28 protein-coding genes are annotated in these 25,440 nt (G+C 69.5%); 8 read left to right on the top strand and 20 right to left on the bottom strand.

The window, feature by feature from the left end; genetic code table 11:
- From glcE to AC07Y4_RS12530, 3 genes are all read left to right on the top strand, one after another.
- A complete protein-coding gene (glcE, locus tag AC07Y4_RS12520) occupies positions 1-1,125 on the top strand; it encodes a glycolate oxidase subunit GlcE (protein WP_487848867.1) in 1,125 nt (374 codons plus the stop codon).
- 22 nt (positions 1,126-1,147) lie between these two features.
- Positions 1,148-2,386, top strand: coding sequence for a glycolate oxidase subunit GlcF (gene glcF / locus AC07Y4_RS12525; protein WP_487848866.1), 1,239 nt, complete (start codon positions 1,148-1,150; stop codon positions 2,384-2,386).
- 98 nt (positions 2,387-2,484) lie between these two features.
- A complete protein-coding gene (locus AC07Y4_RS12530) occupies positions 2,485-2,919 on the top strand; it encodes a carboxypeptidase regulatory-like domain-containing protein (protein ID WP_307589536.1) in 435 nt (144 codons plus the stop codon).
- Positions 2,920-2,921: 2 nt separating this feature from the next.
- Here the strand turns inward: AC07Y4_RS12530 and AC07Y4_RS12535 are convergent, their stop codons facing one another.
- Genes AC07Y4_RS12535 through lplT form a run of 3 tightly spaced genes read right to left on the bottom strand, consistent with a single transcriptional unit; the run spans position 2,922 to position 5,678 of the window.
- Positions 2,922-3,410: a glutathione peroxidase gene (locus AC07Y4_RS12535; protein ID WP_369630890.1), complete on the bottom strand. Its 489-nt coding sequence runs from the start codon at positions 3,408-3,410 to the stop codon at positions 2,922-2,924.
- A 12-nt stretch (positions 3,411-3,422) separates the two neighbouring features.
- Positions 3,423-4,313 carry a DMT family transporter gene (locus AC07Y4_RS12540; protein WP_062476897.1) on the bottom strand — a complete coding sequence of 297 codons (891 nt, stop codon included), beginning with the start codon at positions 4,311-4,313 and terminating at the stop codon, positions 3,423-3,425.
- 60 nt (positions 4,314-4,373) lie between these two features.
- On the bottom strand, positions 4,374-5,678 hold the full coding sequence (lplT, locus tag AC07Y4_RS12545; RefSeq protein WP_062476894.1) for a lysophospholipid transporter LplT: 1,305 nt from the start codon (positions 5,676-5,678) through the stop codon (positions 4,374-4,376).
- Positions 5,679-5,849: 171 nt separating this feature from the next.
- On the opposite strand from lplT, the gene alr reads away from it, so the two are divergent.
- Both alr and AC07Y4_RS12555 read left to right on the top strand, forming a co-directional pair.
- Positions 5,850-6,947, top strand: a complete 1,098-nt coding sequence (gene alr, locus AC07Y4_RS12550; protein ID WP_070063521.1) for an alanine racemase — start codon at positions 5,850-5,852, stop codon at positions 6,945-6,947.
- A 1-nt stretch (position 6,948) separates the two neighbouring features.
- Complete coding sequence (locus AC07Y4_RS12555; RefSeq protein WP_495274581.1) at positions 6,949-7,683, top strand: hypothetical protein; 735 nt, start codon at positions 6,949-6,951, stop codon at positions 7,681-7,683.
- Here AC07Y4_RS12555 and AC07Y4_RS12560 read toward each other — a convergent pair.
- Positions 7,661-8,542: a LysR family transcriptional regulator gene (locus AC07Y4_RS12560; protein ID WP_487848913.1), complete on the bottom strand. Its 882-nt coding sequence runs from the start codon at positions 8,540-8,542 to the stop codon at positions 7,661-7,663. The two genes, AC07Y4_RS12555 and AC07Y4_RS12560, sit on opposite strands and share 23 nt — an antisense overlap.
- Positions 8,543-8,683: 141 nt before the next feature.
- Here AC07Y4_RS12560 and AC07Y4_RS12565 point away from each other — a divergent pair, with 141 nt between their 5' ends.
- From AC07Y4_RS12565 to AC07Y4_RS12575, 3 genes are all read left to right on the top strand, one after another.
- On the top strand, positions 8,684-9,640 hold the full coding sequence (locus tag AC07Y4_RS12565; protein WP_487848864.1) for a DMT family transporter: 957 nt from the start codon (positions 8,684-8,686) through the stop codon (positions 9,638-9,640).
- A 96-nt stretch (positions 9,641-9,736) separates the two neighbouring features.
- The gene (locus AC07Y4_RS12570) at positions 9,737-10,450 is read left to right on the top strand and encodes a YebC/PmpR family DNA-binding transcriptional regulator (protein WP_062476883.1); all 714 of its coding nucleotides are present in this window, start codon (positions 9,737-9,739) and stop codon (positions 10,448-10,450) included.
- Positions 10,451-10,786: 336 nt separating this feature from the next.
- Positions 10,787-11,575, top strand: coding sequence for a hypothetical protein (locus tag AC07Y4_RS12575; RefSeq protein ID WP_487848863.1), 789 nt, complete (start codon positions 10,787-10,789; stop codon positions 11,573-11,575).
- Positions 11,576-11,590: 15 nt separating this feature from the next.
- Here AC07Y4_RS12575 and AC07Y4_RS12580 read toward each other — a convergent pair whose 3' ends face one another.
- The 16 genes from AC07Y4_RS12580 to hpaR are packed head-to-tail and all read right to left on the bottom strand — an operon-like array spanning position 11,591 to position 25,258.
- On the bottom strand, positions 11,591-12,568 hold the full coding sequence (locus AC07Y4_RS12580) for a 2-dehydropantoate 2-reductase (RefSeq protein ID WP_095949818.1): 978 nt from the start codon (positions 12,566-12,568) through the stop codon (positions 11,591-11,593).
- Positions 12,569-12,581: 13 nt separating this feature from the next.
- Entirely contained in the window at positions 12,582-13,370 is a 789-nt protein-coding gene (locus tag AC07Y4_RS12585) for a class II aldolase/adducin family protein (protein ID WP_070063516.1), read from the bottom strand.
- 18 nt (positions 13,371-13,388) lie between these two features.
- Entirely contained in the window at positions 13,389-14,381 is a 993-nt protein-coding gene (locus AC07Y4_RS12590) for a Bug family tripartite tricarboxylate transporter substrate binding protein (RefSeq protein ID WP_095743196.1), read from the bottom strand.
- Between the two features lie 37 nt (positions 14,382-14,418).
- On the bottom strand, positions 14,419-16,152 hold the full coding sequence (gene ilvD / locus AC07Y4_RS12595) for a dihydroxy-acid dehydratase (protein WP_062476869.1): 1,734 nt from the start codon (positions 16,150-16,152) through the stop codon (positions 14,419-14,421).
- A gap of 37 nt (positions 16,153-16,189) precedes the next feature.
- Positions 16,190-16,657, bottom strand: a complete 468-nt coding sequence (locus AC07Y4_RS12600; protein ID WP_139704058.1) for a nuclear transport factor 2 family protein — start codon at positions 16,655-16,657, stop codon at positions 16,190-16,192.
- Positions 16,658-16,678: 21 nt separating this feature from the next.
- Positions 16,679-17,500: a 4-hydroxy-2-oxoheptanedioate aldolase gene (gene hpaI / locus AC07Y4_RS12605; protein ID WP_487848862.1), complete on the bottom strand. Its 822-nt coding sequence runs from the start codon at positions 17,498-17,500 to the stop codon at positions 16,679-16,681.
- 11 nt (positions 17,501-17,511) lie between these two features.
- Positions 17,512-18,315, bottom strand: a complete 804-nt coding sequence (gene hpaH, locus AC07Y4_RS12610) for a 2-oxo-hept-4-ene-1,7-dioate hydratase (protein WP_062476860.1) — start codon at positions 18,313-18,315, stop codon at positions 17,512-17,514.
- 17 nt (positions 18,316-18,332) lie between these two features.
- Positions 18,333-18,740: a 5-carboxymethyl-2-hydroxymuconate Delta-isomerase gene (locus AC07Y4_RS12615; RefSeq protein WP_487848861.1), complete on the bottom strand. Its 408-nt coding sequence runs from the start codon at positions 18,738-18,740 to the stop codon at positions 18,333-18,335.
- Between the two features lie 13 nt (positions 18,741-18,753).
- Positions 18,754-19,581, bottom strand: coding sequence for a DODA-type extradiol aromatic ring-opening family dioxygenase (locus AC07Y4_RS12620; protein WP_062476853.1), 828 nt, complete (start codon positions 19,579-19,581; stop codon positions 18,754-18,756).
- Entirely contained in the window at positions 19,578-19,913 is a 336-nt protein-coding gene (locus AC07Y4_RS12625; protein ID WP_159273489.1) for an aromatic ring-opening dioxygenase subunit LigA, read from the bottom strand. Before AC07Y4_RS12625 ends, AC07Y4_RS12620 begins: the two co-directional genes overlap by 4 nt.
- A 2-nt stretch (positions 19,914-19,915) precedes the next feature.
- Entirely contained in the window at positions 19,916-20,890 is a 975-nt protein-coding gene (locus AC07Y4_RS12630; protein ID WP_487848860.1) for a Bug family tripartite tricarboxylate transporter substrate binding protein, read from the bottom strand.
- The gene (gene hpaE / locus AC07Y4_RS12635; RefSeq protein ID WP_487848859.1) at positions 20,887-22,353 is read right to left on the bottom strand and encodes a 5-carboxymethyl-2-hydroxymuconate semialdehyde dehydrogenase; all 1,467 of its coding nucleotides are present in this window, start codon (positions 22,351-22,353) and stop codon (positions 20,887-20,889) included. Before hpaE ends, AC07Y4_RS12630 begins: the two co-directional genes overlap by 4 nt.
- A 37-nt stretch (positions 22,354-22,390) precedes the next feature.
- Positions 22,391-23,392: a Bug family tripartite tricarboxylate transporter substrate binding protein gene (locus AC07Y4_RS12640; protein WP_487848858.1), complete on the bottom strand. Its 1,002-nt coding sequence runs from the start codon at positions 23,390-23,392 to the stop codon at positions 22,391-22,393.
- A 35-nt stretch (positions 23,393-23,427) separates the two neighbouring features.
- Positions 23,428-24,198 carry a fumarylacetoacetate hydrolase family protein gene (locus AC07Y4_RS12645; RefSeq protein ID WP_487848857.1) on the bottom strand — a complete coding sequence of 257 codons (771 nt, stop codon included), beginning with the start codon at positions 24,196-24,198 and terminating at the stop codon, positions 23,428-23,430.
- The gene (locus AC07Y4_RS12650; protein ID WP_487848856.1) at positions 24,195-24,824 is read right to left on the bottom strand and encodes a fumarylacetoacetate hydrolase family protein; all 630 of its coding nucleotides are present in this window, start codon (positions 24,822-24,824) and stop codon (positions 24,195-24,197) included. Before AC07Y4_RS12650 ends, AC07Y4_RS12645 begins: the two co-directional genes overlap by 4 nt.
- Positions 24,821-25,258, bottom strand: coding sequence for a homoprotocatechuate degradation operon regulator HpaR (hpaR, locus tag AC07Y4_RS12655; RefSeq protein WP_056583837.1), 438 nt, complete (start codon positions 25,256-25,258; stop codon positions 24,821-24,823). Before hpaR ends, AC07Y4_RS12650 begins: the two co-directional genes overlap by 4 nt.
- Positions 25,259-25,440 lie beyond the last annotated feature (182 nt).

The following is a 25,440-nucleotide window of genomic DNA, read 5'->3' on the forward strand; positions in this document are numbered from 1 at the left end:
ATGAACACGGATACCGCCCTCCAGCAGGTCGTCGAGCGCGTGCGCGCCGCCGCGGCCGATGCCACACCGCTGCGCCTGCGCGGCGGCGGCACCAAGGATTTCTACGGCCAGCCACCGCGCGGCGAGCTGCTCGACCTGCGCGCGCTCAGCGGCATCACGAGCTACGAACCCAGTGAGCTGGTCGTCACCGTGCGTGCCGGCACGCCGCTGGCCGAGCTCGAGGCCGCGCTCGCCGAACAAGGCCAGTGCCTGCCGTTCGAGCCACCGTGCTTTGCAGACGGCGGAACCGTCGGCGGCATGGTCGCCGCCGGCCTCAGCGGCCCGTCGCGTGCCAGCGTGGGCGCGGTGCGCGACTACGTGCTCGGCACCATGCTCATCAATGGCCGCGCCGAGGTGCTGAGCTTCGGCGGCCAGGTGATGAAGAACGTCGCCGGCTATGACGTCTCGCGCGTGCTGGCCGGCTCGCTCGGCACGCTGGGCGCGATCGCCGAAGTGAGCCTCAAGGTGCTGCCCGTGGCGCCCGCCGAGGCCACGCTTGCCTTCGCCTGCAGCCAGGCCGATGCGCTGCGCTTGCTCAATGAATGGGGCGGGCGCCCGTTGCCGCTGAACGCGAGCAGCTGGTTCGAACACGCGCCCGGCGCGGGCGTGCTGCGCCTGCGGCTGCGCGGTGCCGTGGCGGCCGTCGAAGCGGCGTGCGCGCAGCTCGGCGGCGAACGCCAGGACCCGGTGCGCGCGGCCGCCGGCTGGGCCGCGCTGCGCGACCAGCGCATGCCGTGGTTCGCGGTCGATGCCGACGGTTCGCTGGCGCTGTGGCGCCTGTCGGTGCCGCAGACCGCGCCGGTGATCGCCATCGAGGGCTGCGCTGCGCCGCTGGTCGAGTGGCACGGTGGGCAGCGCTGGTACCTCGCGCCGCCCGCGCAGGCGGCGCGCCTGCGCGAGGCCGCGCACGCAGCGGGTGGCCATGCCACGCTGTTCCGTGTGCCCGCGGCGCAAGCGGCCGACTGCGACGTGCGGCGCTTCGACGCGCTGAGTGCGCCAGTGGCGCGCATCCATCGCGCGCTGATGCAGGAGTTCGATCCGCACGGGGTCTTCGACCGCGGCCGGCTCTTCGCAGGCGACCAATAAGAAAAGAAACACCCACCCCGCGATGCAAACCGAACTAGCCCCCGAATTCCGCGACACCGACGCGGGCCGCGAAGCCGAAGCCATCCTGCGCAAGTGCGTGCACTGCGGCTTCTGCACCGCCACCTGCCCGACCTACCAGCTGCTCGGCGACGAGCTCGACGGGCCGCGCGGGCGCATCTACCTCATCAAGCAGGTGCTCGAAGGCCATGCGCCCACGCGCAGCACGCAGCTGCACCTCGACCGCTGCCTGACCTGCCGCAACTGCGAGAGCACCTGCCCGAGCGGCGTGCAGTACGGGAACCTGGTCGACATCGGCCGCAAGATCGTCGACGAGAAAGTGCCGCGCCCCGCCATGGAGTCGGCCACGCGCTGGCTGCTCAAGGAAGCGCTGCCGTCGCCGCTGTTCGGCCCCGCGATGAAGCTCGGCCAATCCGTGCGCGGCCTGCTGCCCGAAGGACTGAAGGCCAAGGTGCCCGCCAAGCAGGACGCCGGCCGCTGGCCCACCGCCACGCACGCGCGCAAGGTGCTGATGCTCGCAGGCTGCGTGCAGCCGTCGATGGCGCCCAACATCAACAGCGCCACCGCGCGCGTGCTCGACGCGGCCGGCATCCAGGCCGTGATCGCGCCCAAGGCGGGCTGCTGCGGCGCTGTGAAGTTCCACCTCAACGACCAGGACGGCGGCAAGGCGCAGATGCGCGCCAACATCGATGCGTGGTGGCCCTTCGTCGAAGGCAACGAGGTCGAGGCGATCGTGATGAACGCTTCGGGCTGCGGCGTCACCGTGCGTGAGTACGGCCACCTGCTGCAGCACGACGCGGCCTATGCCGCCAAGGCCGCGCGCATCAGCGCCCTCACGCGCGACCTGAGCGAGCTGCTGCCCGAGCTCGTGCCCGCGCTGCAGGGCCGCGTGCGCGCGCCCGAAGGCGTGGTCGCCTACCACCCGCCTTGCACGCTGCAGCACGGCCAGAAGCTGCGCGGCGGCGTCGAGACGCACCTGCGCGCGCTCGGCTTCGACGTGCGCGTGGCGATGAATGAATCGCACCTGTGCTGCGGCTCGGCCGGTACGTATTCGGTGCTGCAGCCCGAGCTGGCCTACCCGCTGCGCGACCGCAAGCTCGGCCACCTGAAGCAGCTGCAGCCCACCACCATCGCCTCGGCCAACATCGGCTGCATCACGCACCTGCAAAGCGGCAGCGGCGACACGCCCGTGCGGCACTGGGTCGAGCTGCTCGACGCGGCGCTGCAGCCGCCCGCAGGGTAGGGCGCACGCGCACGGCAGGGCACGTTGCCGTCCGACGTGCGCACCGCGCGTTCGGGGCGCATCATGGCGAACCGAAGACGCTGCAAGGAGTTCGTGCCATGTCTTTCGTTTCTGCTTTTCCGCTGCGCCGTGCGTTGCTGGCCGCTGCCTGCATCGCAGGCACCGTCGCCGCGCAGGCGCAGCAGCCGCCCTCGGCCCTGCCGCCCTGGCAGGGCATCGGCACCACGCGCTATGTGTGCGGCGGCATCGGCTCCGACGAGTCGAACGCCATGCGCGCCGCCATGAAGAACCACCCGCTGTCGCTGCTGTTCGCGCGCGCCGACGGGGCCTACCTGGCCAACCTGAACGTCGCGATCAAGGGCGGCGACGCGAACTCGTCCGCCGCCATGGCCTTCACCGCCACCGGCCCGGTGTGCCTCATCGACGTGCCGGCGGGGCGCTATGTGATCGACGTGAGCACGTCGACGGGCGAGACAAAAAGCCAGACCGTGACGGTCGGCGGCGCGCCGAAGAGCGCCGATTTCCGCTTCTGAACTCAGCTGGCGGCCAGCGCCGCCTCGATGTCGCGCGTGAGCGAAGCCGGCGTGTCCAGCGGCGCGTAGCGCTTGAGCACCGCGCCGTCGCGCCCGACCAGGAACTTGGTGAAGTTCCACTTGATCGCCGTGCTGCCCAGCAGGCCCGGCTTTTCCTTGGTGAGCCACTGGTACAGCGGCAACGCGTTGCTGCCGTTGACGTCGATCTTCTCCATCATCGGGAAGCTCACGCCGTAGTTGGTCATGCAGAAGGCGCCGATTTCCTCGTTGGTGCCCGGGTCCTGCCCGCCGAACTGGTTGGAGGGAAAACCCAGCACCGCGAGGCCCTGGCCGGCGTACTTTTCGTGCAGCGCTTCCAGGCCTTCGAACTGCGGCGTGAAGCCGCAATTGCTCGCCGTGTTGACGATCAGCAGCACCTTGCCGCGGAAGGTCGAGAGCTTCACCGGCTTGCCGTCGATGCGGGTGGCCTGGAAGTCGTAGACGCTGGTCATGGAGAGAGCTCCTCAGGTGGACGCGGAAACGCCATCATCGCGCGCGGGCGGGGTTCGCGCAAACGCCGACCACACCGCGCCCAGCACGATCAGCGCGCCGCCGACGAGGATGCGCGAGTTCATGGTGGACGCGCCCAGCGCCACCGACGAGACGCTGGCGAACAGCACTTCCGACAGCATGATCACCGAGGTCGCGCTGGCCGCCAGCTTCGGTGCGCCGTACTGCAGGCACACGTTGGCGACGATGAAGCCCGTGCCCAGCAGCGCGGCCCAGCCCAGCCAGCCCGGCGAGGCGAGCAGCGGCGAATCGATGCCGCCGAACGCGGTGCCGCTCACCGCGCCGACGCCCGCCACCACGGTGCAGCCCCAGAACATGGCCAGCGCGCGCGACTCGCCCGGCGCATGCCGCAGGTGGCGCAGCACGATGTTGGTCACGGCAAAGCCGAAGCCCGCCGCCACGCCCAGCCAGTCGGGCAGGCTCGAGGGCACCGGCCAGTCGGTGCCCGGCGCCTTCAGCACCACCACCACGCCGGTGAGCGCCAGCGCCACGCGCATCAGCGCGCCGCCCGTGGGCCGCTCGCCCAGCAGCAGCCAGGCCAGCAGCACGCTCCACAGCGGCATCAGGTAGAACAACAGCACCACGCGCACCACGTCGCCCTGCGTGACGGCCCAGTTGAAACCCACGTTGGTGAAGCCCGCCGCCAGACCCAGCGCCACCAGCATCGGGAACGCGGCGAAGGCCTTCCAGGCGTGCCGGCGCACGAGGCCCATCGCCGTGGCGATGACGAGGTAGATCAGGCAGGTGGTCCACAGCGGATGCAGGCCGTGACTGGCGATCTGGCGGAAGGGAATCCAGGACACGCCCCACACGAAGGCGTTGAACATCAGGGCGAGGGCGGGCATGGGGCGTTGGAGTGGGGGCGCTCGGCGCGCCGGCCATTGCACCAACGCGGTCGCGCGAAATCAGTGGTGCTTGTCGCTGCGGGCGATGGCAAGCAGGTGCTCGACTTCCTCAGGATACTTCTTGAGGTTGTTCTCGTGCCAGCGCTTGATGATCCACATGCAGCCCGCCACCACGAGGCCGAAGGCGCTGATCGCACCGTAGGCCGACAGGCCCAGGCCCGTGCACACGCTGTAGAAGCCGCCCAGCAGAAGGATGCAGGCCTGCTCGTTGAAGTTCTGCACGGCGATGGAGCGGCCCGCGCCCATCAGGTTGTGGCCGCGGTGCTGCAGCAGCGCGTTCATCGGCACCACCAGGAAGCCGCCCAGGCCGCCCAGGATGATGAGGAACGGCACCGCCAGCCAGACGTTGCCGATGAAGTTCATGCAGATCACCATCAGGCCCATCGCGATGCCCATGGGGATCACGCGCGTGGCCATGTCCAGCCGCATGTACATCGAGGCCACGATGGCGCCCACCGCGGTGCCGATGGTGACCACGCCGGTCAGCGCCGAGGCCTGGGTGGTGTTGTATTCGAGCGCCACGGCGGCCCAGGCCAGCACGATGTACTTGAGGTTGCCGCCCGCGCCCCAGAACAGCGTGGTGGTCGCCAGCGAGATCTGGCCCAGCCGGTCGCGCCACAGGCGGGCGTTGCAATGCCAGAAGTCGGGCAGCAGGCCGGCCAGGTTGCGCACCATGCTCTGCTCGGGGTTGGAGCGCAGCGGGCGCATCTCGACGCCGGTGTGCGGGATGCGGGTGTTGAACCAGGCCGCGAGCACGTAGACGAAGATCAGCACCGCAATGGCGGCTTCGGCCGGCGAGTCGATGCCGGTGTCGATGAACGGCAGGTCGATCAGCAGCAGCTGGCTGGACACCGCATGGCCCACCAGCATGCCGCCGAGCACGATGCCCAGCAGGATCGAGGCGATGGTCAGCCCTTCGATCCAGCCGTTGGCCTTGACCAGCTGCGACGACGGCAGCAGCTCGGTGAGGATGCCGTACTTGGCCGGCGAGTAGGCCGCGGCGCCCAGGCCCACGATGGAATACGACAGCAGCGGGTGCGAGCCGAACAGCATCATCAGGCAGCCCACGACCTTGATCGCGTTGCTGATGAACATCACCTTGCCCTTGGGCAGTGCGTCGGCAAAGGCGCCCACCAGCGGGGCCAGCACCACATAGAAGACCGCGAAGATCGGCACCAGGGCGGCCCGCTGCCATTCGGGGGCGCCCGAACTTCGCATGAGATCGACGGCAACGACGAAAAGCGCTTGGTCGGCCAGCGACGAAAAGAACTGGGCCGACATGATCGTGTAAAAACCGCGCTTCATCGATGGGCTGGCTGGCCAGAGGGTCTGCTGGCGGTAGTGAAAAAGTGTCGCGTCAGGCGCGAATGGGCGGTTATAGCATGGGGGTACGACGCGAATTCAGGCATCCCCACGGGATTCGACCCCATTCCCGAAGATGCTAAAACGTGGTCTGAAACCACCCCAACACCCGCCATGCCGCGCCCCATTCTCGCCACCGTCCACACCGCCGCCCTGCGCCACAACCTCGACCGCGCCCGCCGCTCGGCCGTCGACGCCCGTGTCTGGGCCGTGGTCAAGGCCAACGCCTACGGGCACGGCATCGAGCGTGTCTTCGAAGGCCTGCGCGGCGCCGACGGCTTCGCGCTGCTCGACCTGGCCGAGGCCGAGCGCGTTCGCGCGCTGGGCTGGCGCGGCCCGGTGCTGCTGCTCGAAGGCGTGTTCGACGCGCGCGACCTGGAGCTGTGCTCGCGCCTGGACCTGTGGCATTCGGTGCACTGCGACGAGCAGATCGACATGCTCGCGGCCCACAAGACCCTGAAGCCGCAGCGCGTGTTCCTGAAGATGAACTCCGGCATGAACCGCCTGGGCTTCTCGCCCGAGCGTTTCGGCTCGGCCTGGACGCGCCTCAATGCGCTCCCGCAGGTCGACGAGATCTCGCTCATGACGCACTTCAGCGACGCCGACGGCCCGCGCGGCATCGAGCACCAGCTCGAGGTGTTCGAGCGCGCCACGCGCGACCTGCCCGGCGAGCGTTCCATCGCCAACAGCGCGGCCACGCTGCGCCATGCGCCGCGCACGCGCGGCGACTGGGTGCGCCCCGGCATCGTGTTGTACGGCAGCGCCCCCGACTTCCCCGAACACGACGCGGCGCACTGGCAGCTGCAGCCGACCATGACGCTGTCGACCCGGCTCATCTCGGTGCAGACGCTGAAGGCCGGCGACACCATCGGCTACGGCTCGCGCTTTGCGGCCGAGGGCCCGCTCACCATCGGCATCGCGGCGGTCGGCTATGCCGACGGCTACCCGCGCCACTGCGACACCGGCACCCCGGTGCTGGTGAACGGCGTGCGCACCCGCATGGTGGGCCGCGTGAGCATGGACATGATCACCGTCGACCTCACGCCCGTGCCCGATGCCGCCTTCGGCGCCGAGGTCACGCTGTGGGGCCGCTCGGCCCTGACCGGCGCGGTGCTGCCCATCGACGAGGTGGCGCAGGCCGCCGGCACCGTCGGCTACGAACTCATGTGCGCGGTTGCGCCGCGGGTGCCCTTCGCACCCGCCGACGAATGACGTGAAGGTTCTTTCCAACTGGCGTTCCGTGCGCCTGTGGGAAACCCAGGTCGAACGCGACCTGCACCGCGATCACAGCCTGCGCACGCACGGTCTGCTGATCGGCACCTTCACCTTGCTCCTCATGTGGGGCGTGTCGGCGCTGCAGATGCACCTGCTGCATGTCGAGTCGCTGGCCGTGCGCTACCTCGTCACACTGGGCGTGGGCTACGTCGGCTACCTGTGCGTGCTGCGCTGGTGGGCGCAGCGGCTGGTGGAGCGGCGCACCGAGGTCGAGGCGCCCGATGTCGACCTGGGTGCCGACGGCTCCAGCGATCATGGATGCGCGCCCGACGCCGCCGACGGCGGCAGCGCACTCTCCGACGTGGCCAGCGGCGCGCTCGACGCCGCGGGCAGCGCCGACGAAGGCGCGATCATCGTCGTGCCGGTGCTCGCCATCTTCCTGCTGTGCGTGGCCGTCGTGCTCGGCGCGGGCTCGCTCGTGCTGCTGTACTTCAGCTGGGACGCGCTGCTGGCCGTGGCGATCGAGGTCGCCTTCTCCTACGTGTCGGCCCGCGCCGCGGTGCGCGTGGCGCGCGAAGGCTGGCTCATGGCGGCGGTGCGGCTCACCTGGAAGCCGCTGCTGGGCGCGGTGGTCTGCGCGGTGGCGCTGGGCGCGCTCATCGACCACTTCATGCCGCAGGTCCACTCGCTGCCCGAGGCCGTGCGCGTGCTCACGGGGAAGGCACCGCGCTGAGCAGGTGCTCGACCAGCACCCGGCACTTGGGCGGCAGGTAGCGGCTGGGCGGGTACATCAGCCACGCGTGCCCCTGGTAGCTGCCCTGCAGCGCCCAGTCGGGCAGCACGCGCACCACGCGGCCGTCGTCCAGCGCCTCGCGCGCCGTGAAGGCCGGCACGCAGGCCACGCCCAGGTCCGCGAGCGCGCCGTCGAGCCGCATCTCGCTGTGGTTGCAGACGTAGCGGCCGTCCACCACCACCTCGACCTCGTCTTCACCGTCTTTTCGAAAGCGCCAGTGGTTGTCGCGCTCGTGCTCGCCCAGCGACAGGCAGCTGTGCGCGCGCAGGTCGTGCGGGTGCGCGATGGCGGCGTGGCGTGCCAGGTAGGCCGGCGTGGCGCACAGGATGTGCTCGACCGCCATCAGCCGCCGCGCCACCAGCCCCTCGGGCGGCGCCGTGGTCAGCCGCACCACGAGGTCGACGCCTTCGCGGATCGGGTCGATGTCGCGGTCTGCCACGATCAGCTGCACGTCCACTTCCGGATAGGCGCGCAGAAAGTCGAGCAGGTGCGGATGCAGCACGCGCCGCGCAAAGGCCTTCGGCGCGCTCAGGCGCACCCGGCCGGCCGGCGTGCGCGCGAACTGCGCGCCGATGTCCATCGCGCCCTGCGCCGCCGCCACCAGCTCGCGACAGCGCGCAAAAGCCTCGGCACCGGGCTCCGTGAGCCGCAGCTGGCGCGTGGTGCGCTGCAGCAGCTGCACGCCGATCTCCTGTTCGAGCCGCTTCACCTGTCGGCTCGCGGCCGAGGGCGTGATGCCCAGCAGGTCGGCGGCGGCCGAGAAGCTGCCCAGTTCGGCGACCCGCACGAAGGTCACCATCTCGGGCAGCACCTTGAGAAATGAATTCGTTCCGACCACGCAAGAGTCCTGTTCCGGCCGACGGCTGTGCGGCCCTGGTGCCGCCCGGAACAATGCGCCTTCTCTTCTTCTTTCAGGCGCCCCGGGCCGCGGGCAGACAGTATGGATTCAAAGGCGTTGCAAGGTGCGGTCCCGGCGGGGCGCGGGTCGTGGACGGCCGGCTTCGGCCCCGCCGAACTCATGCTGCTGCTCGTGGCGGCGGTCTGGGGCGGCAGCTACGCGGTGGCCAAGCAGGCGACGCAGCAGCTGCCCGTGCTTGAGTTCGTCGCGCTGCGCTTCGGCCTCACCTTTCTCGTGCTGCTGCCCGCGCTGCGGCCGCTGTGGCGCGACCCGCAGTGGCGCCAGGGGCTCGCCGTGGGCGGCCTGCTGGGCGCCAACCTGCTCGCCATCTTCCTGTGCGAGACCTTCGGCGTCTCGCTGACCCTGGCGAGCAACGCCGCCTTCCTCATCAGCCTGTGCGTGGCGATCACGCCTTTTGTCGAATGGTGGCTGCTGGGCCGGCGGCCGGCGCGGCGCGTGTTCTGGGCGGCCGGGCTCTCGGCCGTGGGCGCGGCCCTGCTGTCGGCGCCCTCGCTCGCCAGTCTGTCGATGGGGTGGGGCGATGCCCTCATGCTGGCCGCTGCCTGCCTGCGCGCCGTCATGGTGTGCCTCACCCGCCGCCTGGCGGGCCGCCACACCCTGCCGGCGCTCACGCTGACGGCCGTGCAGTCCGGCGTGATGGCGCTGGGCGCGGCGGCGATGTCGCTGCTGGCCGTGTCCGGCGGCGGCACTTGGCACCTGCCGCCCGCCACGGCCGGCTTCTGGTGGGGCATGGCGTACCTCGTGCTGCTGTGCACCGTGTTCGCCTTTTTCGCGCAGAACCACGCGGCCTCGCGCAGCAGCCCGAGCCGCGTGTCGCTGCTCATGGGCAGCGAGCCGGTGTTCGGCGCGGCCATCGCGGCCCTCGGGCTGGGCGAGCGCATCGGCGCCTGGGGCTGGGCCGGCGGCCTGCTGATCGTGGGCGCCGCCCTGTGGGTGAGCCTGGCGCCGGAGGAGGGCGTGCCGCAGGGGCGCCCCTGACGGCGGAAGGGGGCCGGCTGGGCGCGGCCCCCGGCTCGTGGCATCCTCGGGGGCTGCGGCGTTTCGCCGCCCCCCACAACACCAAGGAATGCAGACATGGGCGCGCAATGGAAAGCCAAGCACAAGGACGTGGCCGCGAATGCCAAGGGCCGGCTGTTCGGCAAGCTGGCCAAGGAAATCATGATGGCCGCGCGCAACGGCCCCGACCCGGCCTCGAACGCGCGGCTGCGGCTGGTCGTCGAGCAGGCCCGCAAGGTCTCGATGCCGAAGGACACGCTCGACCGCGCCATCAAGAAGGGCGCCGGCCTCACGGGCGAGGCGGTGCACTTCGACCACGTCATGTACGAGGGCTTCGCCCCGCACCGCGTGGCCGTGATGGTCGAGTGCCTGACCGACAACGTGAACCGCACCGCGCCTGAAATGCGTGTGCTGTTCCGCAAGGGCCAGCTCGGCACCTCCGGCTCGGTCTCGTGGGACTTCGACCACCTCGGCATGATCGAAGCCGAGCCCGCCAGCAAGGACGCCGACGCCGAAGTGGCCGCCATCGAAGCCGGCGCGCAGGACTTCGAGCCGGGCGCCGAAGACGGCACCACCCTGTTCCTGACCGAGCCCGCCGACCTCGACCTGGTGAGCCGCGCGCTCCCGGCCCAGGGCTTCACCGTGCTGTCGGCCAAGCTGGGCTACCGGCCCAAGAACCCCGTTGATCCTGCGAGCCTGAGCGCTGCCGACCTGGAAGAGGTCGAGGCGTTTCTTGCTGCCATCGATGCGAATGACGACGTGCAGAACGTGTACGTCGGGCTGGCGGGTTGAGCTGAACGCCTGACGTTCGGGGGCGACGCTCCCGCCGACGCGGTACCTTGCTCCGCGAATGTCCCCCGGGGCTTCGCCCCTCCTCCTTGATTTCGCTGCGCAAGGCGCCGCATCGGCGTGAGCGTCATCAGCAGTGGTCGTTGATCGGCGAGCACCCGCAGCGTGTCCCGTGCGCAGGACACTGGGTGCTTCCCGCAGCGAAATCAAGGAGGAGGCCGCAGGCCGGGGGACATTCGCGGAGGGAAGTACCCGGTGGCCTGTGCACACGCCCTGAACATCGTCGATAGAACCGAGCCGCCACGCCGGAGACAATCCGCGCCGGAGGAAAACAGTTCAATGACCCATTCGACGAAGAAACGAACGCCGTCGCGTGCCACACGGCAGGCCCTCGGCCTGGCACTGGCCATCGCCGGCTTCTCGGCACAAGCCCAGACCGAAGCGGCCGCACAGCCCATGGCCGCGGCACCCGCCGAAGCCGCACCTGCCGCAGCCGCGCCCCAAACCCGCGTGCGCTACCTGCGCATGCCCCAGCAGAGCGGCGCCGATCACCTGCGCGTGGTGCGCCGCGAAGACACGGTGGGCCGCGTGGCCGGCCAGGTCGCGTTGAACGTCGCGTTCGCCGTGCTCGGCACCGGTGCGGCCGTGCAGGGCTTCTCGAAAGACGGCCTCGGCGGCACCACGCTCGAAGCGCTGCGCGACGACCCGGTGAGCGTCAACCCGGCGATGAGCGACCTGCAGGAGGCCCTGAGCAAGATCGCCACCGACATCTACCGCCGCCGCACCGAGACCGCGCTCGCCACCGCGCTGACCGACGGCTCCACGCCCGAAGAGATCGAGGCCGCGCGCCAGACGCCGAAAGAGGCCGACTCGCCGCTGGTCCCGGGGTCGTGGCACCTCGTCTACGAAAACCTGATGGGCTCGGACGAACTGTTCCGGCTCAAGTACGGCGCCTCGCTGGGGCGCGCGGGTTTCATGCGTCCGCCGATCGGCTGCAGCTACGAATCGGAGCCGCTGGCCTGGACCCAGTGGCAGGCCGACGGCTGGCAGCGGCTGCGCGAGGAGCGCACGAAGATCGTGGCCCGTTGCGTCGAGGCCATCGGCGCTGCACCCGAAAACCGCTGGTAGTCAGCGGCAGGCCGCTCAGTACAACCCGAGCTGCCGCGTGCGCAGCCGCGCCAACCCCAGCAGCGCATCCGTGAACGGCGTGGCCACGCCCGTCAGCTCGCCCAGCTCGCGCACCACGGTGACGAGCGCGTCGAGCTCGACCGAGCGGCCCGCTTCCACGTCCTGCAGCATCGAGGTCTTGAACGCGCCGAGCTTCATCGTCACCGCATGCCGGTCTTCGGGGCTTTGCGTGATCTCGATGCCGATGCGCCGGCCGATCTCCTTGGCCTCGAGCATCACCGCCGAGATGAAGCCGCGCACATAGTCGTCGCCCATGATCAGGTCGGTGGTGGCACCGGTGAGCGCGCTGATCGGGTTCACCGTCATGTTGCCCCACAGCTTGAACCACACGTCCTTCTGGATCTGCGGCGACAGCGTGGTGTCGATGCCCGTGCTTTTCAGCAGCTCGACCAGCTTCTGCACGCGCGGCGTGGCCTGGCCCGAAGGCTCGCCCACGATCAGCCCGTTGCCGAAGTGGTGACGCACCACGCCCGGCCCGTCGAGCGAGCAGCTGGCGTGCACCACGCAGCCGATCACGTTGCGCGACGGAATGGCCTTGGCAATGGCGCCTTCGGGGTCGACGGCCGCGAGGCGGTGCCCCGTGATCTCGCCGCCGAAGCCGCCTTCGAGGAACCACCACGGCACGCCGTTCATGGCCACCAGCACGATCGTGTCGGGCCCGATCAGCGGCCCGATGCGTTCGGCCACGCCGGCCAGCGCGGGCGCCTTCACGGCGATCACCACCAGGTCTTGAACGCCCAGTGCCTCGGGGTCGGCCACCGCGTTCACCGGCACGCGCGTGCGCACGTCGCCGCGCATGAGCGAGAGGCCGTCCTTCTGCAGCGCGTCGAGCGTGGCGCCGCGCGCCACCACGTTCAGGCGCTGGCCTGCTTGTGCGAGGCCGACGCCGATCCATCCGCCGATCGCGCCGGCGCCGTAGATGCAAATCTTCATGGGAACAGGCGCCTCAGTTGCGGTAGCTCGGGTCGATGCGGTCCACCTGCCGCACCAGCGCATTGAACACGTCCTGCCCGGCGCCGTGCGCGGGGCTGAACTGCAGCGCGTCGCGCGTGCAGCGCTGCGCGATCTCTTCGCTCACCGGAATCGCGGCGCCCATCGAGAAGGTCGCCATCTGGATCTCGCAGGCGCGCTGCAGCGTCCACAGGATCGCGAAGGTCTGCGGCAGCGTCTGGCCCCAGGCCAGCAGGCCGTGGTTGCGCAGGATCACCGCGTTGCGATCGCCGATGCTCTTCAAGAGGCGCGGGCCCTCGTCGGCATGGATCGTGATGCCCTCGAAGTCGTGGTACGCCACCATGCCGTGCAGCTGGGCGGTATAGAAATTGGTCTGCTGCAGGCCGCCCTGCAGGCAGGCCACGGCCACGCCGGCCGTGGTGTGCGTGTGCATCACGCAGTGCGCGCCGGGCAGGCCGTCGTGGATGGCCGCATGCACCACGAAGCCGGCCGGGTTCACCGGGTAGGTCGAGCCGTCGAGCACCTTGCCCTGCAGGTCGATCTTCACCAGGTTGCTGGCCGTCACCTCGCTGTAGTGCAGGCCGAAGGGGTTGATGAGGAACTGCTTCTCGCCACCCGTCACGCTGTCGGGCAGCCGCACCGTGATGTGGTTGTAGATCATCTCGGTCCAGCCCAGCATCGCGAACACGCGGTAGCAGGCCGCGAGCTCCTCGCGCGCGGCGCGCTCGTCGGGATGGATCGAGGGATGGACCAGCGCCGACGGCGCGGTGGCGAGTGTGTTCATGGCAGTTCCTTCATGTGATCAACCTTCAGCCGTGAAGCCGACCTCTTTCACGATCGGCGCCCACTTGGCGGTGTCCTTCTTCAACAGATCGGCCAGCTCGGCCGGCGTGGAAGACATGGCTTCCAGGCCGAAGGTGCCGAGGCCGTCGATCACGTCCTTTTGCGCGAGCGCGTTCTTCATCGCCGTGTTGAGCTTCGTCACCAGCTCGGGCGAGGCCTTGGCCGGCAGGAAGAAGGCGAACCATTCGCTGTGCGCCATGTTCTTGATGCCCTGCTCGCCGAAGGTCGGCACATCGGGCGCGAAGCGGCTGCGCTTGGCACCCGACACGCCCAGGATGCGCACCTTGCCCGACTGCAGGTGCTGCGTGATGTCGCCGATGGGGCCCGACACCGCCGAGATGTTGCCGCCCAGGAGGTCGAGCATGGCCGGCTGCGTGCCGCGGTAGGCCGCGTGCTTGAGCTCGACGCCGGCCTGCTTGCCCAGCAGCGCGCCGATGAAGTGCGGCGTGGAGCCCGCGGCCGGCGAGCCGTAGTTGGCGCCGGCCGGGTTGGCCTTGGCCCAGGTGAGGAACTCGGGCACCGTCTTGATGGTGGCCGGTACGGCCGGGCCGACCGCGAAGCCGAAGTCGAAGATGCAGGCCAGGCTCACGGGCGTGAGGTCGACCATCGGGTCGTAGGGCAGCTTCTTGTAGATGTGCGGGTAGATCGTGAGGATCGACGTGGGCGTCTGCAGGATGGTGGTGCCGTCGGCCGGGCGGCCCTTCACGTAGCTCACGGCGATCTGGCCGCCCGCGCCGGTGCGGTTCTCGACCACGGCGGTCTTGGCGTAGTCGGGGCTCAGCTTCAGCGCCAGGCGCCGGCAGGTGGTGTCCGAGGTGCCGCCGGCCGCGAAGCCGGTGACGATGGTGGCGTTCTCGAGCGCGGCAGCCTGCGCAAAGGCCTGCTGGCCGAGGCTGGCGAGCAGCGCCGAAGCGCCGGTGGACTGCAGCATGTGGCGGCGGGTGAAGGTCATGTCTGTCTCTTTTCGGGATGGTGAGGAGTCAACAGGATCACGACTCGTCGCGCAGCCAGGTGACCGCGCCCGAGTGGGTCACGGCGCCCTGGTGGGCAGGGCGCACGGTGAGCGCGTATTTTTCCAACAAACCACCGTGCGCCGCCCCCGCGTTTACCTCACGTCCGGCCAGCCGCGACGCGATTTCTTCGGCGCTCAGTTCGACCGAAATGCTGCGCGCCGCGGCGCGTGCATCGATGGCCACCATGTCGCCGTCGCGCAGCACCGCGATCGGCCCGCCGTCGGCCGCCTCGGGCCCCGCGTAGCCGATGCACAGGCCGCGCGTGGCACCCGAAAAACGCCCGTCGGTGAGCAGCGCCACCTTGTCGCCCATGCCCTGGCCGTACAGCAGCGCGGTGATGCCCAGCATCTCGCGCATGCCGGGGCTGCCCTTGGGGCCTTCATTGCGGATGACGATCACGTCGCCCGCTTCGTAGCGGCGGTTCTGCACCGCCGCCTGCGCTTCTTCTTCCGAATTGAAGACGCGCGCCGGGCCGCGGTGCACCAGCGTCTTCAGGCCCGCCGTCTTGAGCAGCGCGCCGTCGGGGCAGAGGTTGCCCTTGAGCACCGCCAGCCCGCCGTCGCGCGTGATCGGGTTGCCCGCCGCGCGCACCACGCGGCCGTCGGGCGCGGCGGCGTCGGCCACTTCCTCGGCCAGCGTGCGGCCGGTGAAGGTGAGGGCGTCGCCGTGCAGGAAGCCCTGCTCCAGCAGCGTGCGCAGGATGACGCCCGCGCCGCCGATGTAGTAGACGTCGCGCGCCAGGTACTGGCCGCCGGGGCGCAGGTCGGCAATGAGCGGCGTGCGCGCGAAGATCTCGGCCACGTCGTCCAGATGGAACTTGATGCCGGCCTCGTGCGCAATGGCCGGCAGATGCAGCGCGGCGTTGGTCGAGCCGCCCGTGGCCGAGACCACGGCGCAGGCGTTTTCGAGCGCCTTGCGCGTCACGACGTCGCGCGGCAGCGGGCCGTCGCCCATCACCGCCTTCATGAGCTGTTTGGCGGCGCGGCGCATCAGCGGCGCGCGTTCGCTGAACACCGCCGGCACCATGCTCGAACCGATGGGCGCCAGGCCCAGCGCCTCCGACACCATGCCCATGGTGTTGGCCGTGAACTGCCCTGCGCAGGCACCGGCCGTGGGCAGGCAGGCGCGGCTCATGGCGTCGAGTTCGTCGTGCGTGGCGGTGCCGGCCAGCACCTTGCCGATGGTCTCGTAGGTGTCGACCACGTTCAGGTCGCGCCCGTCGGGCCCGGGCATCTGGCCCGGCAGGGCAGAGCCGCCGTGCACGAACACGCTGGGCACGTTGCAGCGGACCATGCCCATCATCAGGCCCGGCAGGTTCTTGTCGCAGGCGCCGATGGCGAAGATGCCGTCCCACTGGTGGCCGCGCGTGGACGCTTCCACGCTGTCGGCGATGAGCTCGCGCGAGATCAGCGAGAAGCGCATGCCCGAGTGCGCCATCGTCAGGCCGTCGCTCACCGACACCACCGGGCATTCGTGCGGCGTGCCGCCGCCAGCGTAGATGCCGGTCTTGGCGTGCTGCGCCTGCTCGCGCAGGTTGAGGTTGCACGGGCTCATCTCGCCGCCCGTGTGGAACACGCCGACGTGCGGGCGCGCGATGTCCTCGTCGTCCTGGCCCAGCGCGTGCAGGAAGCTGCGCGTGGTCGCGCGGATCGTGCCCTCGCGGATGGTCGCGGAGCGGAAGCGTTTCGTGGGGTCGGTGGGCGTGGTCATGCGGCTGGCGAAGGCTGGCTCGTGGAAGGGCGGGGCGTCAGAACATGCCGTTCTTGTTCGCGGCGGTTTCGGGCACGGGCTGCACCACGTCCCAGTGCTCGACGATCTTGCCGTTCTCTAGCTTGAAGATGTCGACGATGGCGCTGCCGCGCGTGCCCGGCTCGCGCACCGCGTTCACATGCAGGATCACGTAGTCGCCGTCGACGAAGCTGCGCTTGATCTCGCTCTTCGAGTTCGGAAACTTCTCGCGCAGGAAGGCGATGAACTTGCGAAAGCCCTCGGGCCCATCGGCCGCCGTGGGGTTGTGCTGCACGTAGCGGTTGCCCACGTACTGCAGCGCCGCGTCGGCGTCCTTCTGGTTCAGGCCCTTCTCGTAGAAGGCGAGCACGGTCTGGCGGTTGGCTTCCTGCCGGGCCTGCGCGGTCGAGGCCGGGCCCGTCTGGGCGCAGGCGCCGAGGAACAGGGCGGCAGCTGCGGCGAAAGCCGCGAGGGTGGTGCGTCGCATCGAAATGTCCTTGACGGTGGATCAGTAGCCGTTGGGCGCGGTGGCGCCCGGCGCGGCCTTGTACTTCGCGAGCAGCTGCTTGGCCGCCGCCGCGAGCAGGATCGTGTCGACGCCCACGGCCACGAACAGCGCGCCGGCCGCGAGCCACTTGCGTGCCTGCTCCTCGGTGGTCGACAGGATGCCGGCCGCCTTGCCGGCCTTGCGGATGCGCGCGATGGCGTCGGCGATCACGGCCTGCACCTCGGGATGGTTGGGCTGGCCCACGAAGCCCATCGAGGCCGACAGGTCGGCCGGGCCGATGAACACGCCGTCCACGCCCGGCGTGGCCGCGATGGCGTCGATGTTCTTCATCGCCTCGACCGTCTCGGCCTGCACCAGCAGGCAGGTCTGCGCGTTGGCTTCGTGCAGGTAGTTGGGGTAGGCCTGCCAGCGCGAGGCGCGCGCCAGCGCACTGCCCATGCCGCGGATGCCTTCGGGCGGGTAGCGCATGCCCTGCACCAGTTGCGCGGCCTGCTCGGCGGTGTCGACCATCGGCACCAGCAGCGTTTGCGCGCCGATGTCCAGGTACTGCTTGATCAGCGTGGTGTCGCCGACCGGAATGCGCACGACGGGGTGCGAGCGCTGCGCGTCGGGCTGCGCCGACCAGGCGCTGGAGATGCCCTGCAGCTGCGCGAGCACCGAGCGCACGTCGTTGGGCGCGTGCTCGCCGTCGACCAGCAGCCAGTCGTAGCCGGTGCCGGCCAGAAGCTCGGCCACGTAGCCGTCGCCCAGGCCGACCCACAGGCCGATCTGGGGTTGGCCGGCCTGCAGGGCCTGCTTGAAGGTGTTGAGTGGGGTGTGCATGAAAAAACTCGTCAGACGAAACGGAAGGCGATGGAACCGAGCGGGCCGTAGTCGGCGTGGAAGGTGTCGCCCGGCACCGCGTTGGTGGGGCGCGTGAACGAGCCGCCCAGCACGATCTCGCCGGCCTCGAGGCATTCGTCCCACGGCGCGAGCTTGTTCGCGAGCCAGGCCACGCCGGTGGCCGGGTGGTTGAGCACGGCCGCGGCCACGCCCGACTCCTCGATCACGCCGTTCTTGTAGAGCAGTGCGCTCACCCAGCGCAGGTCGACCGCGTCGGGTTTCACCGGGCGGCCGCCGAGCACGATGCCCGCATTGGCCGCGTTGTCGGCGATGGTGTCGAACACCTTGCGCATGGCCTTGGTGTGGCGGTCGAACTGCTCGATGCGTGCGTCGATGATCTCGATGGCGGGCACCACGTAGTCGGTGGCGGCCAGCACGTCGAAGATGGTCACGTTGGGCCCCTGCAGCTTCTTGCCGAGCACGAAGGCCAGCTCGACCTCGATGCGCGGCGCGATGAAGCGCGTGAACGGGATGTCGCCGCCCTGCTCGAAGAACATGTCGTCCAGCAGCGTGCCGTAGTCGGGCTCGGTGATCTGGCTGGCCTGCTGCATGGCGCGCGAGGTGAGGCCGATCTTGTGGCCCTTGACGATGCGGCCTTCGGCGATCTTGTGCTTCACCCATTCGCGCGAGATGGCATAGCCGTCCTCGATGGTCATCTCGGGGAAGCGCTTGGAGAAGTGCTCGACCTGCACGCGCGACTTCTCGCTCTCGTGCAGTTCGGCGGCCAGTTGGGCGATGGTGGCGGTGGAGAGCATGGGGGCTCGCTTCTTTTTTATGATTTGTTGAACAGGGGATGCAGGTTGCTGTGCTTGCCGTCGTACACCTGCCCCGGCGCTTCGTCGATCTGCAGCGTGATGCCGATGTGGCGCTGCGTGAAGACGGGCTCGAAATGCGCGCGCACGGCGGCCAGCAGCTCGTCGCCGGCTTTCTTCTTCACCGCCTCGGAGCGGCCCGAGGCCATGCGCAGGTTCAGGTACACGAAGGCGTAGTCCGCCTTGCCGTCGGCCACCGCATAGTGCGCGGCGGGGTAGGCCAGCACGCGCGTGCCGCCGGTGGGGAACACCGGCTTGCCGGCCTCGTCGCGCTGTTCGAGCATGGTGTCGGCCAGCGTGCGGCACAGCGCCGACACGTCGGTCTCGGCCTCGATGTTGGGCGTGTACAGGATCACCAGGTGCGGCATGGTCGTGCTCCGTTCAAACCACCGACATCGTCGCGGCCGTGCAGGTCACCGCGAAGATCGGGATGGCCTTCATGTGGAAGATCTCGCCTTTGCCGCGCGCGGCCGCGGCCACGCTCAGGAAGGTGCGGATCTCGAAGCCGCCCTGGCCCGCTTCGCGGTAGGTGGCCTCGTCGCCGTAGTCGGCCTGCGACAGCAGCGCCTCGCGGTCGTTGGCGCACCAGCGGCGCATGAACTCGGCGTCCCATTCGGCATTGACCTTGCCCGAGTCGGGCGTGGCCGGCCAGTGCGAGATGCCGCCCGTGCCCACCAGCGCGATGCGCTCGGGCACCTTGTCACAGGCGCGGCGCAGGGCTTCGCCGAAGGCCCACGCGCGGTGCAGCGGCGTGAGCGGCGGGCCCTGGCAGTTGATGTTCACGGGAATGACCTTGGTGTCGAAGTTCGGCGTGAGGAAGTTCAGCGGCACCATGATGCCGTGGTCGAACTTCCATTCTTCCGCGTAGGCCACGTCCACCGTCTGCATCACTTCGCGGATCAGGCGCTGCGACAGCGCGGCGTCGCCGGGGATGGTGTGCTTCTCGATGCCCAGCCATTTCGGGTCTTCGATCGGGCCCTCGTAGCTGTCGGCCATGCCGATCGCATAGGCCGGCATGTTGTTCATGAAGAAGTTCGCGAAGTGCTCGGCCGCGATGACGATCACCGCGTCGGGCTTCGTGGCCCGCATCGCCTCGCCGAAGCGATGGAACTGCGCGTGAAACTCGTCCTTCACCGCCGGGTCGGCCAGGTGCGCGCGGCCGGTGATGCCGGGGGCGTGGCTGCACACGCCTGCGAATACGAGACTCATACGCCTGCCACTTTCTCGTCGGTTCCGGTTGTCATTGCGTAGATGCCGGCGCGCACCGGGCCGTACTTGCGCACGCCTTCGCGCATGGCTTCGAGGTAGTCCGCCCATGCCACGCCGAGCAGGGGCGCGAAGTGCATCAGCAGCTGGCCATTGCACCCGAGCACGTAGAGCTTGCCGATGTCGCCGCTGCCGATCGCTTCGCGCTCTTCGTCGTTCAGGTCGTAGCCCGCCAGCAGCGTGGCGCGCGTGTCGCCGCCTTCGCCGAAGCGGCGCTGCACGTCGGCGTCGCGGTTCAGCGCGAACAGGAATTTCTGCATCGCATAGAGGCTCATGGTCAGCCCTCGATCTGGATGTTGGCCTTGCGGATCACGTCGCCGTACTTCGCGATCTCGCTGCGGATGAACTCGGCAAAGCGCTCGGGCGTGCCCGACAGCGACGCGATGCCGCCCTTGTGGAAAGCCTCGGTCACCGCTGGCGACGCAAGCGCGCGGTTCACTTCGGCGTTCACGCGTTGCACGATGGCGTCAGGCGTGCCGGTCGGGGCCAGCAGGCCGTTCCACGAATTGGACTCGATGGCCACGCCCTGTTCGGCCAGTGTGGGTATCGCGGGCGCGTACTGCGAGCGCTGCGCGGTCGCCATGCCCAGCGCCACCAGCTTGCCGGCCTGCACATGGCCGCGGAACTCGGGCCAGTTGCCGAACATGACGGTGACCTGGCCGCCGAGCAGGTCGGCCAGCGCCGGGCCCTGGCCCTTGTAGGGCACGTGCACGATGTCCAGGCCCATCTGCAGCTTGAGCATCTCGCCCGACAGGTGCGCCGAGGTGCCGTTGCCGAAGGAGGCGAAGCTCAGCGTGCCGGGCTTGGCCCTGGCCTGGTTGCGCAGGTCGGCCAGCGTCTTCAGGCCGCTGCCCGGGTGCGTGGCGAGCACGTGCTCCGACATGCCCATGAGCGCCACGGGGCGCAGGTCCTTGAGTGTGTCGTAGGGCAGCTTGCGCACCAGGGTCTGGTTGGCCGTGAAGCTGTTGGCCACGCACACGAAGCTGTAGCCGTCGGGCGCCGACTTGGCGACCGCGTCGACGCCGATCACCGTGCCGGCGCCGGGCTTGTTCTCGACGATCACAGGCTGGCCCAGCGCCTTGCCGAGTTCGAGGCCGACGAGACGCGCGACGAAGTCGGTGGTGCCGCCGGGCGTGAAGGGCACGACGATGCGCACGGGTTTGTTCGGCCATGCTGCTTGCGCGCGCGCCAGCGAGGGCAGGGCCGCGAATGCGGCGGCGCCCTGCAGCAGCGTGCGGCGTTGCGTGTTCACGCCACGCCCCAGTGCGGAATGTGGTGCGAGCCCATCGACACCGCGATGTTCTTCGGCTCGCAGAACACTTCGTAGCTCCAGGTGCCGCCTTCGCGGCCCGTGCCCGAGGCCTTGGTGCCGCCGAAGGGCTGGCGCAGGTCACGCACGTTCTGGCTGTTGACGAAGCACATGCCGGCTTCCACGGCGGCGGCCACGCGGTGCGCCTTGCCGATGTTCTCGGTCCACACGTAGCTGCTCAGGCCGTAGGCGATGTCGTTGGCCAGTTCGATGGCGTGCGCCTCGTCCTTGAACGGGATCAGGCAGGCGACCGGGCCGAAGATCTCGTCCTGCGCGATCTTCATGCGGTTGTCGACGTCGGCGAACACGGTGGGCATCACGTAGTTGCCCTTCTTCACGCGGTCGGGCAGGTTCGACGGTGCCTCGAGGCCGCCGCACAGCAGCGTCGCGCCTTCCTTCGGACCCAGCTCGATGTAGCTGCGCACCTTGGCCAGGTGGGCCTGCGAAATCATCGGGCCGACGATGGTCTTTTCGTCCAGCGGGTCGCCCACGGTGATGCGTTTGGCGCGCTCGGCGAACTTCGCGGCGAAGTCGGCGTAGATCGACTGCTGCACCAGGATGCGCGAGCCGGCCGTGCAACGCTCGCCGTTGTTGCTGAAGATCATGAACACGGCCGCGTCGAGTGCGCGGTCGAGGTCGGCGTCTTCGAAGATCACGAAGGGGCTCTTGCCGCCCAGTTCCATGCTGAACTTCTTCAGGCCCGCGCTCTTCACGATGCGGTTGCCGGTGGCGGTGGAGCCGGTGAACGAAATCGCGCGCACGTCGGGGTGCGCCACCAGCGGCTCGCCGGCTTCCTTGCCGTAGCCGTGCACCAGGTTCAGCACGCCGGCCGGAATGCCCGCTTCGAGCGCCAGCTCGCCCAGGCGCGCGGCCGTGAGCGGCGAGAGCTCGCTCATCTTCAGCACGGCCGTGTTGCCGAAGGCCAGGCAGGGCGCGACCTTCCAGGTGGCGGTCATGAAGGGCACGTTCCACGGGCTGATGAGCGCGCACACGCCCACCGGATGGAACAGCGTGTAGTTCAGGTGCGTGGGCGTGGGGTAGGTGTGGCCGTCGACGCGCGTGCACATCTCGGCGAAGTAGTAGAAGTTGTCGGCCGCGCGCGGAATGAGCTGCTTGCCGGTCTGCGCGATCACCTGGCCGCAGTCGTTGGTCTCGGTCTGCGCGATCTCGGGCACGTGCTTGGCGATGAGGTCGCCGAGCTTGCGGATGAGCTTGGCGCGCTCGGGCGCGGGCAGGCCGGCCCACTTGGGGAAGGCGGCCTTGGCGGCCGCCACGGCGGTGTTCACTTCGGCCTCGCCGCCCGAGGCGACTTCGGCCAGCACTTCCTGCGTGGCGGGGTTGACGGTTTCGAAGTAGTCGGCGCCTTGGACCGGCTTGCCGTCGATGAGGTGATGGATCTGTTGCATGGGCGTGAAGGTGTTGCGGCCTTGCGGCGGTGTGTCGTCAGTCGAGCTTGATGTCGCGCGCCTTGATCAGCGCGTGCCACTTCTTGCGTTCGGTGTCCACGAAGCGGGCCATCTCGGCGGCGTCCGTGGGGCGGGCTTCCCAGCCGGCGTCGTAGAGCTTCTGCTTCACGCCGGTGTCGTTCATGCTCTTCAGCAGGTCGGCGCCCAGGCGCGCCTGGATGTCCTTGGGCGTGGCGGCCGGTGCCACCAGCCCCTGCCAGGTGTAGGCCTCGACGGCGTAGCCGAGTTCCTTGGCCGTGGGCAGCTGGGGCAGCTGCGGCACGCGCTCGGTGGACATGGCCAGCAGCGGAATGACCTTGCCGGCCTTCACGGCGCTGATGCCGCTGGGCAGGTCGAGCATCATCAGCGGCACCTGGTTGCCCATGAGGTCCTGCAGGGCCGGCGCGCCGCCCTTGTAGGGGATGTGCAGCAGCGACACGCCGGCCTCGCGCTGGAACAGCTCGTAGGCCAGGTGGTGCGGGCTGCCGGTGCCCGGCGTGGCGATGCTGTACTTGCCCGGCGAGGCCTTGAGCGCGGCGATGAGCGCCTTGGCGTCGCTGAAGCCCGCGCCCGGCGCGGCCGTGATGATGAGTGGCGAGCGGCCCATCATGCCGAGCAGCGCGAAGTCTTTCTCGGCGTCGTAGGGCAGCTTCTTGTAGAGCGCGGGGTTGTAGACCAGCACGCCGTTGTCGGCCGAGAACACGGTGTAGCCGTCGCCCGCCGAACGCGCCACGTTTTCCGACGCGATGATCGCGCCCGCGCCGGGGCGGTTGTCCACCGTGACGGGCTGTGCGAGCTGCTGCGAGAGCTGCGCGCCGGCCGTGCGCGCGAGGTAGTCGGTGCCGCCGCCGGCCGGGTAGCCCACGACCCATCGCACGGGCTTGGTCGGGTAGGCCGAGGCGGTCTGTGCGGTCGCTGCGGGTGCGAGCAGCAGCGTGGCGGCGCTGGCCGCCACGAAGGCGGCAGCAAGGCGGAAGGTCCGGGTTCTGGCGGTCGTCATGGCGGTGTGTCTCCGTTTTTCTGAAAGGGGTGCGGTCAGCGCGCGGCGATGGTGTTGACCAGCGCGCCGATGCCGTCGATCTCGGTCACGACCACATCGCCCGGCTGGCAATCGACCACGCCGTCGGGCGTGCCGGTGAGGATCAGGTCGCCCGGCGACAGCGTCATGAAGCGGCTGAAGTACTCGATGAGGAAGGGTGCGTCGAAGATCATGTCGCGCGTGTTGCCCTGCTGCGTGACGGTGCCGTTCACCGTGGTGCGCAGCGCGAGCGCCATCGGGTCGGCCACGTCGGCCGCATCGACGAACCACGGGCCCAGCGGCGTGCAGGTGTCGCGGTTCTTCACGCGCAGGTTGGGGCGGTACCAGTTCTCGAGGTAGTCGCGAATCGCGTAGTCGTTGGCCACCGTGTAGCCGCCGATGAAGTCGTACGCGTCGTCGCGCTTCACGTGCTTCGCGGTCTTGCCGACCACGATGGCGAGCTCGCACTCGTAGTGCATGAACTTCACGTCGGTCGGGCGGTGCGTGAGCTGGCGGTGGCCGATGAGCGTGCTCTGGCCCTTGACGAACACCAGGGGTTCCTCGGGCGCCTTGAACTCGAGTTCTTTCGCGTGGTCGGCGTAGTTCAGGCCGAGCGCGAGGATGGTGCGCGGGCGCGCCGTGGGCGCGAGCGGCGGCAGCCACACGAGCTGCTCCTGCGGCACGACGCGGCCGTCTTGCAGCCGCACGGCGGCGTCGGCCTGGCCGTTGAATTCGTGCGCGGTGCCGGTGTGCTCGCGGCCTTCGAAGATGACGCGTGCGTGCTTCATGCTGCTTCCTTCACCAGCGTGTTGGTCAGGGTTTCGAACCCCGGCGCAGAAATGTCGATGCGGTCGCCCGCGCGGGCCAGCGGACGGCCCAGGTCGCAGCCGAGCATCAGCACGTCGCCGTGCGCCAGCGTCATGAACTCGCCCACGTCGGCGAGCAGTTGCGGCGCGGGGCGCACGAGCTGCGAGAAGTCGATCGATTGCTTCAGCTCGCCGTTGATGCGCACCTCGACGCGGAACTGCGCCGGGTCGGCCACCTCCTGCGCGTCGCGCAGCGCCGGGCCGATGCCCAGGAAGCCGTCGACGCACTTGAACTTCACCGGCGGGCGGAAAAAGCTCGCATGCGGGATCGACAGGTCGTTCAGCAGCACGAAGCCTTCGATGTCGCCCTCGGCGCCGATCACCATGCCGATGCTGGCGCCGACTTCCACGTCGGACACCGCGGCGGGCACGGTGACGGTGCTGCCGTGCGGGCTCCAGGTGTTGGCCGTCTTCACGTAGAGCACGGGCGCCTTCGGCGGTGCCTTGTAGGGCGCCTCGGTCATCTGCGGCGCGAGCGCCGCGGCCTCGGCGCGGAAGTTCAGCAGCGTGCCGTACACGGTGCCGGTGGGGAGAAAGGAAGTGGTCATGGTTCGGGTTGCTCCAGCGCGATCAGTTCGTCCAGCAGGCCGTAGAGCTGCGTCAGCTTGGCCTTGCCCAGCGACTGCTCCATCCAGTCGTAGTGCGCCTCGATGCTGGTGCCCAGGCGCTTCACGAGCTTCATGCCGTGCGGCGTGGCCTCGACCACGGTGCGGCGCTGGTCGGCCGGGTCGCGGGCGCGGGTGATGAGGTTGTCGCGCTCCATGCGCGCCAGCACGCCGGTGAGGCTGGGACCGAGGATGAAAGCCTCGCGCGCGACGCGGCCGGTGTCGACCGCGCCGTGCTCGCCGAGCACGCGCAGCACGCGCCATTGCTGGTCGGACAGCGCGTGCTCGCGCAGGCTGGGCCGCGTGTGGGCCATCACGGCTTCGCGGGCCTGCAGCAGCAGGCGCGGCAAATTGCGGTGCGTGAAGGTGGTGCTCAAAAGCTGTGCCTCTCAGAATTATTTAACATGTTAAATGAATGCCGAGAAAACACGCCTGCGGGATAACCCTTGCGGGCCGTCGGCGCTGAGGGCCTGTTCACCCTATTTCCGGGGTCGCGTTGGCGGGCCAAGGGGCTGGATGCAAGGCGCCCGTGCGCAGCAAGGCTGAAGCCTTGCAAGCG

Source organism: Variovorax sp. GW460-12-1-14-LB1, from assembly GCF_059423605.1.

Bases quoted from the DNA above. Each gene is read 5' to 3' on its own strand.
- glcE (WP_487848867.1), top strand. From the start codon at position 1: ATGAACACGGATACCGCCCTCCAGCAGGTCGTCGAGCGCGTGCGCGCC.
- glcF (WP_487848866.1), top strand. From the start codon at position 1,148: ATGCAAACCGAACTAGCCCCCGAATTCCGCGACACCGACGCGGGCCGC.
- AC07Y4_RS12530 (WP_307589536.1), top strand. From the start codon at position 2,485: ATGTCTTTCGTTTCTGCTTTTCCGCTGCGCCGTGCGTTGCTGGCCGCT.
- AC07Y4_RS12535 (WP_369630890.1), bottom strand. From the start codon at position 3,410: ATGACCAGCGTCTACGACTTCCAGGCCACCCGCATCGACGGCAAGCCG.
- AC07Y4_RS12540 (WP_062476897.1), bottom strand. From the start codon at position 4,313: ATGCCCGCCCTCGCCCTGATGTTCAACGCCTTCGTGTGGGGCGTGTCC.
- lplT (WP_062476894.1), bottom strand. From the start codon at position 5,678: ATGAAGCGCGGTTTTTACACGATCATGTCGGCCCAGTTCTTTTCGTCG.
- alr (WP_070063521.1), top strand. From the start codon at position 5,850: ATGCCGCGCCCCATTCTCGCCACCGTCCACACCGCCGCCCTGCGCCAC.
- AC07Y4_RS12560 (WP_487848913.1), bottom strand. From the start codon at position 8,542: ATGGTGACCTTCGTGCGGGTCGCCGAACTGGGCAGCTTCTCGGCCGCC.
- AC07Y4_RS12565 (WP_487848864.1), top strand. From the start codon at position 8,684: ATGGATTCAAAGGCGTTGCAAGGTGCGGTCCCGGCGGGGCGCGGGTCG.
- AC07Y4_RS12570 (WP_062476883.1), top strand. From the start codon at position 9,737: ATGGGCGCGCAATGGAAAGCCAAGCACAAGGACGTGGCCGCGAATGCC.
- AC07Y4_RS12575 (WP_487848863.1), top strand. From the start codon at position 10,787: ATGACCCATTCGACGAAGAAACGAACGCCGTCGCGTGCCACACGGCAG.
- AC07Y4_RS12580 (WP_095949818.1), bottom strand. From the start codon at position 12,568: ATGAAGATTTGCATCTACGGCGCCGGCGCGATCGGCGGATGGATCGGC.
- AC07Y4_RS12585 (WP_070063516.1), bottom strand. From the start codon at position 13,370: ATGAACACACTCGCCACCGCGCCGTCGGCGCTGGTCCATCCCTCGATC.
- AC07Y4_RS12590 (WP_095743196.1), bottom strand. From the start codon at position 14,381: ATGACCTTCACCCGCCGCCACATGCTGCAGTCCACCGGCGCTTCGGCG.
- ilvD (WP_062476869.1), bottom strand. From the start codon at position 16,152: ATGACCACGCCCACCGACCCCACGAAACGCTTCCGCTCCGCGACCATC.
- AC07Y4_RS12600 (WP_139704058.1), bottom strand. From the start codon at position 16,657: ATGCGACGCACCACCCTCGCGGCTTTCGCCGCAGCTGCCGCCCTGTTC.
- hpaI (WP_487848862.1), bottom strand. From the start codon at position 17,500: ATGCACACCCCACTCAACACCTTCAAGCAGGCCCTGCAGGCCGGCCAA.
- hpaH (WP_062476860.1), bottom strand. From the start codon at position 18,315: ATGCTCTCCACCGCCACCATCGCCCAACTGGCCGCCGAACTGCACGAG.
- AC07Y4_RS12615 (WP_487848861.1), bottom strand. From the start codon at position 18,740: ATGCCGCACCTGGTGATCCTGTACACGCCCAACATCGAGGCCGAGACC.
- AC07Y4_RS12620 (WP_062476853.1), bottom strand. From the start codon at position 19,581: ATGAGTCTCGTATTCGCAGGCGTGTGCAGCCACGCCCCCGGCATCACC.
- AC07Y4_RS12625 (WP_159273489.1), bottom strand. From the start codon at position 19,913: ATGAGCCTCTATGCGATGCAGAAATTCCTGTTCGCGCTGAACCGCGAC.
- hpaE (WP_487848859.1), bottom strand. From the start codon at position 22,353: ATGCAACAGATCCATCACCTCATCGACGGCAAGCCGGTCCAAGGCGCC.
- AC07Y4_RS12640 (WP_487848858.1), bottom strand. From the start codon at position 23,392: ATGACGACCGCCAGAACCCGGACCTTCCGCCTTGCTGCCGCCTTCGTG.
- AC07Y4_RS12645 (WP_487848857.1), bottom strand. From the start codon at position 24,198: ATGAAGCACGCACGCGTCATCTTCGAAGGCCGCGAGCACACCGGCACC.
- AC07Y4_RS12650 (WP_487848856.1), bottom strand. From the start codon at position 24,824: ATGACCACTTCCTTTCTCCCCACCGGCACCGTGTACGGCACGCTGCTG.